Consider the following 12,032-nt stretch of genomic DNA (forward strand, 5'->3'; position numbering starts at 1 on the left):
TTAAGTCACTGATAATTGGCGCATAAGCCTTGGAACATCCACAGCGTTTGCAGCGGTGCCGTCGCCTCCCACTTCCTTCACCAGCTCTGGCCTTATTCTAAAAACCGCGCCACCAACCGCCAGTTTGATTTTTCCGGCATACCCTCGCCGATCAATCTCCTGGCGGATGGCAACAATATTCTCAGCAGTGGTGAGCATCATGGCCGATACTCCGATGACTTTCGCCCCGTTCTTCACAGCGACATCGACAAAGGTTTCGGGTGACACATCGTTTCCGAGGTCGATGACTTTCCACCCGCTGGTCTTCAGGAAAATTCCTACCAACTTTCGGCCCAGGGAATGAAAATCGTCCTCGACATTACCAAGCACAACCGGCCCCTTAGTCTCTGGCACGCTTTCTTCAGATTCAGCAGCTTTTATCAACACATCTTCAGCAATTTTACCAGCCATATAGCCTGCGGCCAGACTAATCTTTTCCGCAGTCCAGAGTGTACCGATCGCCTCCAGAGTGGGTTCGAGCAGGATACTTATTACTTCCCGCCAATCAGAACAGGCGGCTCGCTCTTCAAGAAGGGCCATCGCCTCCTGACGGTTACCATGAAGAATAGCGTGAAGTAATTTTTTGCGAGTGTTTTCTATGTTCATGTACAAAGGCATAATTTATAGGGTAAACCTAATGATTTTCATTATTTTTAGTATCATATGGATTAATGGTGAGTCAAGATTGACTGCGTTGGCCACTGTTTTCCCCTTATCTCTATCAGGCTGTTGAAAAAACAAGAACCTTGAAATCAGAAAATACAAATTTAGCGGATTCCGCTAACCTAGATCCAGGGAACTACGCAAGCAAAATTATTTGCTTTGCTGTGAAGGAAAACGTTTTGGAGAGCTTTTCAACACCCTGCTCAATACCGGTGATCAAATCTGGTAGAAAACTTTAAAAGAATGAACTCACAGGTTTTGACGGTGTTTTTTTTGGAATTAGCCCGTTGGCACTGAAGGTGGAAATCGACGGCTTGAGCAATTTTCATGGTGTAGTGTATCTCCTATGGTTGGCGCTGTCGTAAATTAGCTTCCTCATTGGTTTATACGCCATGATACGCGTTGAACGCAGGGGGCAGAGTGGATGGGGAAACATTTTTCAGTGGTACTGTTTCGACATATTTACATTGCCCGGATTTAGTGAGTTCCTTTGCCAGTTGTGAGTATGGCAGATTCTATCCTCTCGGTAAAAAATCCAGGACTGGTACTATAGCAGCCTTGGATAAGCGATTTTCAAGCAGTTTCACAATATTTCTAAAGAGGTCGCCAGTAAACCCGGTGAGACTGCTGTTGGAAAGGACGATGATGGTGATATCCTTTTCAGGGTGGTGGTAAGCTTCTGTCTGGTAATAGTCAGTATCACCACTATGTCCCAGAAAACCGTTATAATCGATCAGACCGAAATGATAGATGTAGTTTGGGGCTTCAGGAAAAGGACGACCTTTGACTAATCGCTTCTGATGTGTTTCTGGTGTGGTCATACTGCCGGTAGCCAGTGCCTTGGCCCATATTTTCAAATCACTCAATACAGAGTAAGCGTTTCCGCAAGCATATTCCGGCGAGTAATCCATCTTATTCGTCCAATCTTCAGACGTATCGGGGTGGTAGCTGTGTGCATTGGGCGCTGGCATATAACTGCCTGATGCCGGGGCACCTGAACGGGACATGCCTAGTGGGGTGAATAAACGTGCTTTCAACTGGGTTTCCAAAGGCTGGCCGCTAATTTTTTCGATAATCTGACCGAGAATAACGGTGTTGGTGTTGCTGTAATTCATGCCGTTTCCCGGGTGGTAATGCATAGCATGCCGCAGGCCTTCATCTATCAATTCCTGCGCTGTGGCAGTAAGGTTTGGTGTATTGTCGAACAATTCTTCATATTCGCCTGAGAGGTAGTCGTAATAACCGCTCGTCATATCGCCCAGCATCCGGATGGTTATATCTTGGGCCTGCTTGAGTGTTGGATAATATGTGGAGAGAGGGGTGTCAAAGGTCAGCAACCCCTCATCCATGTATTGGGCGATCACGGTGGTGACCATTGATTTTGTTACGCTGGCGATTTTGAAACTGTGTTCTTTAGTCAGCACTTCATCTGTCTCGGTATTGGCTAGCCCAAGAGCATAGGTCAGATTCAGGGATTGACTGCCGCTCCATACACCAACAAGTAGACCTGGAGTTTGGTCACTATAGTTTCTTGCGGCAGCGAATTTCTCGTCGGCAAGAGTGATGATCTTCTGTTTCAATTCGTTTTGTCCGTATGACTCGGAAAAGGCACAAAAAAAGAAAACAAATAGGATGCTTACAAGGACAGAGGGCTTATTACCCATTTCAAATTTTCCTTGTGATTTGAAGATTAATGAGCGGCCCCAACCCTTCCGAACAGACTGAACATATTGAACAAACATGATGGAAACAAGCTATTATAATATTAATATAGCCAGCAAAAAGGAAAGTGGCTTCCATTTCACCTAAGCGGTTTTGTATCACTAATTGAATGAATAAGATAAATAGAATAGGGTCATCAACACTTGCATTCCATTGCCCTTCAATCTACTTCGGAGCATGTTGCAATTATTGCTAGTCCTATCCTACTCATATTCAAACATGTTCAATCGCAGTATAGTTAGATATCTCTGAATTGGTCGTGCATAAATCACGAACGGAAAGTTTATGCACATCATCATTTCCAGTTAAACGGGCAAAACTTTTCAGTTCCTCTGTAGAAACTCGTAAAAAGTTTTCAAGCCATCCTGCGGCCTGATCGACATCCAACCGCCTACATAATTCAGGATCCTGAGTGGCTATTCCTGCCGGACATTTACCAGTATTACATACCCTATATTGACCACAACCAATGGCGATTAGAGCAGCAGTACTTATTGCTACTGCATCCGCTCCCATTGCCAATGCCTTTGCAAAATCGGAGGATATCCGTAACCCTCCGGTAATGATCAGACTGATATCTTCGGCGTTGTTCTCATCCAAATATTTCCTTGCCCGGTGAAGAGCAAACAAACTAGGGATGGAGGTACTTGCTTTGACAAACTTAGGGGCAGCCCCAGTTGATCCCGCTCTACCGTCAATGGTTATAAAATCAGGCTTTGCATAAACCGCAAACTCCAAGTCAGCCTCAATATCACCTGCTGCCAGTTTAATCCCTATAGGTCTGCCTTCAGACTTTTCCCTCAGCCAGTCCACTCTACTTTTAAGATCCTCTTTGGTTCGAATATCTTTAAAGTGAGAAGGACTGACAATATCCTCGCCCTCTTTTTTCCCCCTAATATGAGCAATTTCAGCTGTCACCTTCTTCCCCGGTAAATGCCCACCTAATCCGGGCTTCGCCGACTGCCCTATCTTCATTTCGATGGCATCCACTTTTTTCAGATTATCATCGCTGACACTATAGAGGTTGGGAACATATTCAAAGATATAGCGATAAGCGGCATCAAACTCTTCCGGCAGTATACCTCCTTCACCTGAACCAATTAACGTACCGAGAGCCGCACTCCCTTTTGCCAAGGCGGTCTTCGCCTGCTTTGACAAAGCGCCAAAGGACATGTGCGAAATGTATATAGGTGTTTCAATAACCAGCGGCTTGTCAGCTTTCGGTCCGATAACGGTTGTAGTGTTTACCGGATCCTCTTGATTTAACGGTACCCTGGCAAGCTGTGCACCTTTAAAGAGAACCTCATCCCATGAAATGACAGGTTCTTTGGTGCGCATGGGTTCATTCATTGTATCGCTGGACCGAGCAATTGCCTGAATGTCCGAGAAATATGGTTCTGCAGAGGCCATGGTTTTTTGAAGATCTACAGGGACAGTCGTTTCCTCAGCCTTTTCTGAGGGGCTTTCTGTAGGTGTCTGGACAGTATCTCCCTCTGCTATTTTCGTGAAATAATCTTTAGGTGAGTCACAGATCGGGCATACCCAGTCCTCCGGCAGTTGATCCCATTTTTCGCCCGTTACTTCTTCATCATGGATATATTCACAGACATCGCAAATGTATTTTGCCATAACTCCTCCTACACATCCAGATTAGCAGGTTCGTAGTATTCCTGCGGACGCTTACAGTAAGGACAACGTTTTGGCGGCTCCAGACCATCGTGAGTATAGCCGCAGATGCTACATTTCCACTTTATTGGACTATCACGCTTAAACACTTTGCCGGATTCCACTATTTCAAGGAGCTTTTGAAAGCGTTCGTAGTGCTCTTTTTCAATTTTGGAAATCTGAGTGAACAAAACAGTGGCTGCCCGATTATCTTCAATCTCAGCTTCGGTGGCAAATCTGGGGTACATTTCCTCCGATTCATATTTCTCACCCTGAACAGCCTCCCTCAGGTTTGTCAAAGTATCCCGTTTGCCTAAGAGGAGCTTGAGCTCTTCAATAGCATGATATTTTTCATTTTCTGCAATTTCTTCGAATATCTTAGCTATATATCGATATCCATCTCTGTTGGCCATTTCTGCATAGTAGGAGTAACGGTTGCGGGCAAGCGATTCACCGGCAAAAGCTTCCTTCAGGTTTTGCTCTGTTTTGCTCATAAGACTACCTCCTTATGGTAACCTCCAGGGAAGATGGTTTTCGAATAATCGTATAATATCAAATGAAATAACAGCTCAATTGCTTCACTTTATTGAGGCTGAACTTCTTTGTTTTTTACGGTTATTATGACCAGATAATTAATCGTATGATACGAATATTATGCTACATTGGCAAGAAATGCCGCGCCCTACTATTCAAGCCTCTACAATCTGCCGTTGATTGCTAACGCGTACATTCGCATCTCCTTGATTGTTACATTGTTCGACACATTTCGAACCATTAAGACAAAAAACACTACACCGAAAAAAAATCCTGCACCCTACGTAAAGCGTCCTGGTCTATCCAAAGCGCAACATTTTTCCCCCTACGCTCCATATGGATAAGACCAGCTTGTCGTAATTCTTTATAATGATGATTAAGTGTTGAAGCGGCAATCCCAAGTCTTTCAGCAAAGGATCGCTGACACTCTTGTATCTGCTTGTCCGGAGCTCCTGCTACTCTTTCACCATGATATTCAACAAGTGTTTTATAAATAAGAAGCCGATAGGGGTTCGACAGTGCCTTCATGAGTACCGCGACATCTTTAGCCTCTTTAATTTTAGGAGCTGGAATAGCGTTCGACATTCTTCGAACATACCCTTTGTTAAAGCCCCTGGTCAAGGCAGAAAAATAGGAATAAAGTAAACGGCTGCACTCAAGCCGAAACACTACCGCCTTGTACGACGAGGGCTGAAGGATAATATGCTCCTGATCAGCTAAAATTTTCTAATGAGCATAACGCCTGCTATGATTAATGATATCCCGGCAATTCTTTGCCAGTTCATGGCATGTACAGGGATATTAAGCAATCCATAATGATCTATGATGATGGATATGCTTAATTGACCTGCTACCACCAACCCAAAAGTCAACGCGACACCAAGTTTTGGGGCTAATATGATTACGCAGGTAACATAAAAAGCACCGAGGATACCTGCCATCCAAACGCTCCAATGAACATTTCCGGCATGTGCGATGGTCGATAGGTCTGTTTTCATTGCCAATACATATATCAGTAGACCAAATGAGCCGACCACAAAAGAAATGAGTGCAGCATAAACAGGGTCTCCTACCACCTTTCCCATTTTTCCATTCAATGCAGCTTGTATGGGTAAAGCTGCTCCCGATACTATTGCCAGTAAAATGAATATAAATTTCATTGCAGTTAAATCTGTCTCTCCTTGTATTCCGCTGCGGTTGCGGAGGAGAATAGCCAATGGAAAGAGGCCATTCCACTGGCTAAATAAAGATGTTTGGCGCCTCTGGCTTGTGAGATGCTCCTCCAACACCCTGTGCTGAAAAAATAGTTGACATATCTCAGTCACAGGTTATTTGTATGTGCAACTAAGGAGCGACCACTATGGAATGTAACAAAACAACTCCACTCGATTGCTGTCTTTTTTTCACAGCTAATTCACTTGCCCGTGACATCACGAGAATGGGAGAGGAAGAATTTGCAAGTATTGGCATGACACCGTCCTATGCTTTTTTAATGCTCATGGCTCTCGATTCCCCGGGTATTTCTCAAAAAGAAATCTCCACAGGGATGAACATGGCCCCATCAACTGTCTCCCGCTTCATTGATGCCCTGGTGAAAAGAGGACTCATAAAAAAAGACGTGCAAGGACGTTCTACCTATATCCATCCTACTGACAAGGGAATTCATCTACGGGCGAGTATACTGGAAGTTTGGAAAAATCTCTACGAGCGCTACAGCAAAATTCTCGGTCAGGAGAAAGGAAAAGAACTGACTCGTCTTTGCCTGGAAGCAAGCAAAAAGCTGCAGCAAGAATAGCTGTAAATATTTCAACATGATAGTTGCATGCACAACAAACTATACTGTGCGCCGCTAAATCAACGCTCAAGACGAGCAGGTACCTTGTTGCCGCCCTGGAAAGTTACATCGGAAACACGTCAAGAGAGAGAAGCAATGAGCAAGTCACAATTCAAACATACACTTTTTAATGTCCCTACCTCGCAGATGATTCTCGGTGCTATGCGTGAGGGGAAAGCAACCTTTATGGCCCTTGCGTGGGTGACAAGGGTCAATTTCCAGCCTGCCCTTTTTGCCATTGCCGTCAACAAAGGACACGCAACACACGAGGCAATCTTAAAATCCGGTGAATTCAGTCTTTCTTTACCCTCCACCAAACTGGTCGAAATTACAGACTATACTGGGCTTGTTTCCGCAAAAAAGACGGACAAATCACAGTTATTCAACCTGTTCTACGGAGCATTAAATTCAGCGCCAATGATTCAGGAATGTCCTCTAACGCTTGCGTGTAAACTCCATACCACCGTGGATCTACCGACAAATACTGTATTCATTGGCGAACTGGTAGAATCCTGGTGCGAGGACTCCTGCCTGATTGCGGGTAAGCCCGATATGACCACTATTCAGCCATTCATGTTAACCATGCCGGACAATCAATTCTGGGCTATGGGCAAGAAAATAGGTGATGCCTGGAACGCTGGAAAAGCGTTGCTAAAGACCTGATTAGAAAAAAATCGGCAATTCAGCCCTATGCTTTAATTTTCCGCATGCTTGCATGCACAACTTACCAAGTGAGAATACATATCCCATGAACCGTATAGCGATTGGCGACAAAAACGCTCTCTACCCATCACTTACAACCATTGTCGGTGCTGAGGTGGAGGGTAAACCAAACTGGATCACTATAGCCCACGTGGGGATTATGAATCACGGCTATGGTGATTTTTCACAATATCTTTCCATAGGGCTGCACCCTTCGCATCATACAAACAAGGGCATTCATGAGCATGGGGAATTCAGCATCAACATCCCCTCCCAGGCAATGCTCGAGATTACCGACTATACAGGACTGGTCTCCGGAGAAAAGGTTGATAAGAGCCAACTCTTCCCGGTTGAGCGCGGCAGCTTGAATCATGCACCGTTAATCGCCACCTGCCCTGTATCGATGGAGTTAAAACTTTCCCAAACTGTTCAGGTCGGGGAGCATGAGGTGTTTATTGGCGAACTCGTCAACACCTATATTGATGAAACCTGTCTGACGGATGGTAAACCGGATCTGGCCAAGATAGACCCTTTGCTCTTCGATTTTATGAAAATTGATTATTGGTCCATCGGCAAGCGCACGGGCAAACCGTGGCGAGATGGGAAGGCACTGAAAAGATAAAATACACCTGAATCCGTGACGGATTCAGGACACAGAAAAAATATACCAGGGAGAAAGAGGTAATGCCTGTAATCAACTATCAAGGGTCGAATCTCAGCAAGGAAAAAAAGAAAGAACTGATAGAAAAACTCACTGCTACGGCAGTTGAGATAACCCAGATTCCACCCCATTTTTTCACAGTGGTTATTCAGGAATTGAGTGAGGACAATCTTGGTGTGAGCGGCGAAACAGTTTCTGCAATAACAGCCCGCATGCAGAATACAGCCGGGTGAGATGCACAATGAAGATAATCGGGATGAATGGAAGCCCCAGAGTAAAGGGCAATACCGCACAACTCCTCGATGAAGTCCTCGAATATGCCGCAGAAAATGGTGCGGAGACAGTCAAGCATGACCTGAACCGCTTAAATATCAAGGGGTGCCAAGGCTGCTACAAATGGAAAGAGCCGTTCAATGAGGGCAGCTGCATTCTTAAAGACGATATGCATGGGATTCTAGATGACATCCTCTCGGCAGACGGAGTGGTTCTCGCCTCACCTGTCTATATGTGGCAAATGAGTGCTCAGGCAAAACTTTTTACAGACCGTTTGATGCCACCGCTCAGATCAGATTATACCTCGCTTCTCGACGGCCAGAAACTGCTGACAATCTACACCCAGGGACAACCGGACATCACCAAATTTGAACAATACTTCAATTACGTGAACGCCATGTTCTCCTTTTTGGGATTCAAGACGCAACCACCCCTGATTGCAGGCGGGCTTCCGGCCGTCGATGATATACATGGCCAACCAGAGATAAAAGAGAACGCACGAAAAAGTGCAGAAAAGCTGCTGCACAAAGAAGAGTAGCAAACGGATACGTGATATATGCCCTCTTTTCTCCTCAACCCTCAAATAAAGCAGCATTTTCCAGCGCAAAGCCTGTAATATCAAGTAAATCTAAATCAATGAGACCTGCCTGGATAAATCGTACCATATCCCTGGCCGCAGTTTTCGGATACATGAACTTCCCTTTGAGGATGAGTTCTTTTACCATAATTTCTACCTAGGGAATGGTGATCGGTTCCTGCAACGCCCCCATCAACGCTGCTCTGCCCCATTACAGCAACAACCTGCCATACCCCCGCGTAGTACCCATCGATCATGGACAGTGAAAAAACAATTCACGACTTGACATATACACCGGAGTGAATAATTTGACATTAAACATTTAGATATCAAAACAAATAAAGGTATGCATTGAAATACAAAGAACTACCAGATCAACAACGCCAGGCTTTGAACGTCTTTGTCAAGCTCATGCGTGCTACCAATAAGGCAGCAAACAGGATTCATGAGCATTTGAAAGAAGACAATCTGACCGTCAGTCAATTTGGCGTACTTGAGGCGCTTTACCACCTTGGTCCACTTTCTCAAAGCGAACTGGGGGAAAAAATTTTGAAGAGCAATGCAAATCTCACAACAGTTGTGGACACCCTGGAAAAGAAGGCATTGGTGGTCAGAGTAAGGGCAAGCGAAGATAGACGCAGAGTGACAGTTAACCTTACAGCATCTGGCACAGAGCTCATATCACGAGTGTTTCCGAGGCACGCGCAGATCGTGACAAGGGAATTGGAGTTTCTTAATGATCAAGACAAAAACACCCTGGAAAAATTACTGAGAAAATTCAAATAGATATTTCACTTACCCTTTTATTTCGACATCGAAACAAAAGATCCATTCAATCACCCTTTGGCTCAAAGGAGCAATACATGAACGTAACGTATCATAAAAACAACTCAAGGGGTTTGGCCGATCACGGTTGGCTTGTAAGCAGGCATACCTTCAGCTTTGCGAATTACTACGATCCGGACCGGATAAACTTCGGGCAACTCAGAGTACTCAACGACGACATTGTCCAACCTTCAAAGGGATTTGGCACTCACCCGCATGACAACATGGAAATAGTTTCCATTCCTCTATCCGGCTCGTTACGTCACCAGGACAGCATGGGCAATAAGCACATTATCTCTGCCGGCGAGGTCCAGATCATGTCGGCTGGCAGCGGTATAACTCATTCAGAATACAACAACTCCTCTACTCAAGATGTAAACTTTCTCCAGATATGGGTGTTGCCCAAAGAAAGAAACATCACCCCCAGGTATGACCAAAAATTTTTTGATGCCAACCAAAGAAAAAACAGGTTTCAGCTGCTCGTTTCACCACAGGCCTCTGATGAAACAGTTCGGATCAATCAGGATGCCTGGTTTTCGCGTGCTGATATTGTCGCCGGACAAGAGGTCGTCTACGACAAAAAGAAGAAAGAAAATGGTTCCTACTTCTTTGTTATCAAAGGTGATGCATCTATAGATGGAAACAGTGTTCATCGACGTGATGGACTGGGGCTGACAGAAGCTGAAAACCACACTCTCCAGGCAGAAACCAACACCCAAATCCTGGTAATCGAAGTCCCATTAACCTAATACTACGAATCCTAAACTGTTGATTATATGTGAGGAACCAAAGAATGAAACCACTACATGTGCTGGGCATCTGCGGTAGTCTGCGGCAACAGTCAACCAATATGGGGTTGCTCAGGTACGCAAAAAATCATGCCCCGGCAGGGCTTGAAGTTAAACTGGCAGATTTGCGTGATGTACCCTTTTACAATGCAGATATAGAGAACATTCCGCTCTCCGTGGAGTATCTGAAGGAACATATCAGGGAGGCGGATGCTTTACTCCTGGCATGCCCTGAATATAATTATTCCATTGCGCCCGCTCTAAAGAATGCTCTTGATTGGGCATCACGCACACCTGAGAATAACCTGCTTGCAGGCAAACCAGTAGCTATAATGGGAGCAGGAGGTGGCATGGGCACAGCAAGAGCCCAGTACCATCTCAGACAGGTTTGCGTATATCTGGATCTTTATCCCCTGAACAAGCCGGAGGTATTCAGTAACGCCTTTAATGGAAGCTTTGATGGAGAGGGTAATCTTGTTGACCCAACAATTCAGGCATTGATCGTTGAGCAGCTTCGTGCCTTGCAGACCTGGGCCGAGGTTATCCATTAACACCTATTTACAAACAATTGGAGGTCAATCAGGGCTAATATACTTCCAGATACAGATGGTGGACTGCTGACAAAAGAGAACTGCGCAGTAGTTTTTATTGATCATCAGCCGCAAATGACTTTTGGCGTATCCAACATTGACCGACAGCTCCTGGCAAACAACGTTGTAGTGCTGGCAAAAGGAGCAAAAGAATGCCGGGTTCCCGTTATTCTCACAGCTGTAGAGACCGAGTCATTCAGTGGATTTATATGGCCCGAGTTGATGGATGTCTTTCCGGGTCAGCACCCCATAGAGCGCAACCGTATGAACTGCTGGGATGATGAAAAATTCAGGAAGGCCATTGGCGCCACAGGCAAAAAACATTGTTATAGCAGGTCTCTGCACAGAGGTATGCGTTGCCAGGCCAACCCTTAATCTTTTAGATGAGGGGTATAACGTCTATGTTGTAGAGGATGCTTGCGGTGCGACCTCTTTTTCCCGGGACGCAATGACGACAGGAAGCACGAAAAATTTCCTTGATCGTTGAAACAGGGGAAAAACGTTTCAGGCTCCATGGGATTTTTTGACGTCCTCTCAGAAGTGATGCAGAGAAAAACAGTTCAACATAATCAACCATACATGACAGGGACGTATCAGCGACGAATTCCTGTACACCAAAAGGATTGAAAGACAATGGATATTCAAGAAGCAATTTTTTATCGTAGAAGCGTTCGAAACTATACCGACCTTCCCGTCTCTGACGAGCAGGTTACAGGCCTCCTTGAAGCGGCCATGATGGCGCCTTCAGCCGGCAATGCCCAACCCTGGCAGTTTATAGTGGTCAGAGACAAAGAACGACTGTCCGCCATCAAGGAGATAAACCAATACGCCGGCATGGCCGCAAAGGCCCCGGTAGGCATCCTTGTGTGCGGGGACCTCTCTCTGGAAAAGTATCAGGGATTCTGGGTGCAGGACTGCTCGGCTGCTGTGCAAAACCTGCTCCTTGCCGCCCATGGAGAGGGTCTTGGAGCAGTCTGGACCGGCATCTACCCTCTGGAGGACCGAGTGAGAGGTTTTCGCGAACTCTTTCATTTACCGAAGCATGTAGTACCCCTGGCCTTTATTCCCATCGGACAACCGGCACATCAGCCCAAATCGGCGTCACGATATATTCAGGAGAGAATCCACAAGGAACAGTGGCAGGGATAGCGCAGCCATC

Annotated in this window: 16 protein-coding genes and 1 pseudogene; 10 read left to right on the forward strand and 7 right to left on the reverse strand. The window is 45.5% G+C overall.

The window, feature by feature from the left end; translation table 11 throughout:
• From ACZ52Z_RS08540 to ACZ52Z_RS08565, 6 genes are all read right to left on the reverse strand, one after another.
• Complete coding sequence (locus tag ACZ52Z_RS08540; RefSeq protein ID WP_464270313.1) at positions 1-657, reverse strand: cobalamin B12-binding domain-containing protein; 657 nt, start codon at positions 655-657, stop codon at positions 1-3.
• Between the two features lie 560 nt (positions 658-1,217).
• Positions 1,218-2,366, reverse strand: coding sequence for a serine hydrolase domain-containing protein (locus ACZ52Z_RS08545; protein WP_464270314.1), 1,149 nt, complete (start codon positions 2,364-2,366; stop codon positions 1,218-1,220).
• A gap of 271 nt (positions 2,367-2,637) precedes the next feature.
• Positions 2,638-4,053, reverse strand: coding sequence for a glutamate synthase-related protein (locus ACZ52Z_RS08550; protein ID WP_464270315.1), 1,416 nt, complete (start codon positions 4,051-4,053; stop codon positions 2,638-2,640).
• An 8-nt stretch (positions 4,054-4,061) separates the two neighbouring features.
• Positions 4,062-4,583: a rubrerythrin family protein gene (locus tag ACZ52Z_RS08555; RefSeq protein ID WP_464270316.1), complete on the reverse strand. Its 522-nt coding sequence runs from the start codon at positions 4,581-4,583 to the stop codon at positions 4,062-4,064.
• Between the two features lie 295 nt (positions 4,584-4,878).
• Positions 4,879-5,208 (reverse strand): ArsR/SmtB family transcription factor, encoded by a 330-nt coding sequence (locus tag ACZ52Z_RS08560; RefSeq protein ID WP_464270317.1) that lies wholly within the window; start codon positions 5,206-5,208, stop codon positions 4,879-4,881.
• 131 nt (positions 5,209-5,339) lie between these two features.
• On the reverse strand, positions 5,340-5,840 hold the full coding sequence (locus ACZ52Z_RS08565; protein WP_464270318.1) for a DMT family transporter: 501 nt from the start codon (positions 5,838-5,840) through the stop codon (positions 5,340-5,342).
• 143 nt (positions 5,841-5,983) lie between these two features.
• Here ACZ52Z_RS08565 and ACZ52Z_RS08570 point away from each other — a divergent pair, with 143 nt between their 5' ends.
• The 5 genes from ACZ52Z_RS08570 to ACZ52Z_RS08590 all read left to right on the forward strand — a co-directional run bounded on the left by ACZ52Z_RS08570 (position 5,984) and on the right by ACZ52Z_RS08590 (position 8,631).
• A complete protein-coding gene (locus ACZ52Z_RS08570; RefSeq protein ID WP_464270319.1) occupies positions 5,984-6,418 on the forward strand; it encodes a MarR family winged helix-turn-helix transcriptional regulator in 435 nt (144 codons plus the stop codon).
• Positions 6,419-6,445: 27 nt separating this feature from the next.
• Positions 6,446-7,120 (forward strand): flavin reductase family protein, encoded by a 675-nt coding sequence (locus tag ACZ52Z_RS08575; protein ID WP_464270320.1) that lies wholly within the window; start codon positions 6,446-6,448, stop codon positions 7,118-7,120.
• Positions 7,121-7,205: 85 nt separating this feature from the next.
• Positions 7,206-7,781: a flavin reductase family protein gene (locus ACZ52Z_RS08580; RefSeq protein ID WP_464270321.1), complete on the forward strand. Its 576-nt coding sequence runs from the start codon at positions 7,206-7,208 to the stop codon at positions 7,779-7,781.
• 62 nt (positions 7,782-7,843) lie between these two features.
• Positions 7,844-8,053: a 4-oxalocrotonate tautomerase DmpI gene (gene dmpI / locus ACZ52Z_RS08585; protein ID WP_464270322.1), complete on the forward strand. Its 210-nt coding sequence runs from the start codon at positions 7,844-7,846 to the stop codon at positions 8,051-8,053.
• Positions 8,054-8,061: 8 nt separating this feature from the next.
• Positions 8,062-8,631, forward strand: coding sequence for a flavodoxin family protein (locus ACZ52Z_RS08590; RefSeq protein WP_464270323.1), 570 nt, complete (start codon positions 8,062-8,064; stop codon positions 8,629-8,631).
• 34 nt (positions 8,632-8,665) lie between these two features.
• On the opposite strand, the gene ACZ52Z_RS08595 is transcribed toward ACZ52Z_RS08590, so the two are convergent.
• Positions 8,666-8,818, reverse strand: a complete 153-nt coding sequence (locus ACZ52Z_RS08595) for a hypothetical protein (protein ID WP_464270324.1) — start codon at positions 8,816-8,818, stop codon at positions 8,666-8,668.
• Positions 8,819-9,021: 203 nt separating this feature from the next.
• Between ACZ52Z_RS08595 and ACZ52Z_RS08600 the strand changes: the two genes are divergently transcribed.
• The 5 genes and pseudogenes from ACZ52Z_RS08600 (at position 9,022) to ACZ52Z_RS08620 (ending at position 12,022) form a co-directional block, all read left to right on the forward strand.
• On the forward strand, positions 9,022-9,456 hold the full coding sequence (locus ACZ52Z_RS08600) for a MarR family winged helix-turn-helix transcriptional regulator (protein WP_464270325.1): 435 nt from the start codon (positions 9,022-9,024) through the stop codon (positions 9,454-9,456).
• A 77-nt stretch (positions 9,457-9,533) separates the two neighbouring features.
• A complete protein-coding gene (locus ACZ52Z_RS08605; RefSeq protein WP_464270326.1) occupies positions 9,534-10,244 on the forward strand; it encodes a pirin family protein in 711 nt (236 codons plus the stop codon).
• A 44-nt stretch (positions 10,245-10,288) separates the two neighbouring features.
• Positions 10,289-10,834, forward strand: coding sequence for an NADPH-dependent FMN reductase (locus ACZ52Z_RS08610; protein WP_464270327.1), 546 nt, complete (start codon positions 10,289-10,291; stop codon positions 10,832-10,834).
• A 63-nt stretch (positions 10,835-10,897) separates the two neighbouring features.
• Positions 10,898-11,306, forward strand: a pseudogene (locus ACZ52Z_RS08615) (isochorismatase family protein); the annotation flags it as partial.
• A gap of 200 nt (positions 11,307-11,506) precedes the next feature.
• Positions 11,507-12,022: a nitroreductase family protein gene (locus tag ACZ52Z_RS08620; protein ID WP_464270328.1), complete on the forward strand. Its 516-nt coding sequence runs from the start codon at positions 11,507-11,509 to the stop codon at positions 12,020-12,022.
• Positions 12,023-12,032: the final 10 nt, after the last annotated feature.

Source organism: Desulfogranum aggregans (assembly GCF_055398265.1).

Coding starts and splice junctions, on each gene's coding strand:
- ACZ52Z_RS08540 (WP_464270313.1), bottom strand. CDS start 657: ATGCCTTTGTACATGAACATAGAAAACACTCGCAAAAAATTACTTCAC.
- ACZ52Z_RS08595 (WP_464270324.1), bottom strand. CDS start 8,818: ATGGTAAAAGAACTCATCCTCAAAGGGAAGTTCATGTATCCGAAAACT.
- ACZ52Z_RS08560 (WP_464270317.1), bottom strand. CDS start 5,208: ATGTCGAACGCTATTCCAGCTCCTAAAATTAAAGAGGCTAAAGATGTC.
- ACZ52Z_RS08545 (WP_464270314.1), bottom strand. CDS start 2,366: ATGGGTAATAAGCCCTCTGTCCTTGTAAGCATCCTATTTGTTTTCTTT.
- dmpI (WP_464270322.1), top strand. CDS start 7,844: ATGCCTGTAATCAACTATCAAGGGTCGAATCTCAGCAAGGAAAAAAAG.
- ACZ52Z_RS08580 (WP_464270321.1), top strand. CDS start 7,206: ATGAACCGTATAGCGATTGGCGACAAAAACGCTCTCTACCCATCACTT.
- ACZ52Z_RS08570 (WP_464270319.1), top strand. CDS start 5,984: ATGGAATGTAACAAAACAACTCCACTCGATTGCTGTCTTTTTTTCACA.
- ACZ52Z_RS08575 (WP_464270320.1), top strand. CDS start 6,446: ATGCACAACAAACTATACTGTGCGCCGCTAAATCAACGCTCAAGACGA.
- ACZ52Z_RS08610 (WP_464270327.1), top strand. CDS start 10,289: ATGAAACCACTACATGTGCTGGGCATCTGCGGTAGTCTGCGGCAACAG.
- ACZ52Z_RS08620 (WP_464270328.1), top strand. CDS start 11,507: ATGGATATTCAAGAAGCAATTTTTTATCGTAGAAGCGTTCGAAACTAT.
- ACZ52Z_RS08605 (WP_464270326.1), top strand. CDS start 9,534: ATGAACGTAACGTATCATAAAAACAACTCAAGGGGTTTGGCCGATCAC.
- ACZ52Z_RS08550 (WP_464270315.1), bottom strand. CDS start 4,053: ATGGCAAAATACATTTGCGATGTCTGTGAATATATCCATGATGAAGAA.
- ACZ52Z_RS08555 (WP_464270316.1), bottom strand. CDS start 4,583: ATGAGCAAAACAGAGCAAAACCTGAAGGAAGCTTTTGCCGGTGAATCG.
- ACZ52Z_RS08590 (WP_464270323.1), top strand. CDS start 8,062: ATGAAGATAATCGGGATGAATGGAAGCCCCAGAGTAAAGGGCAATACC.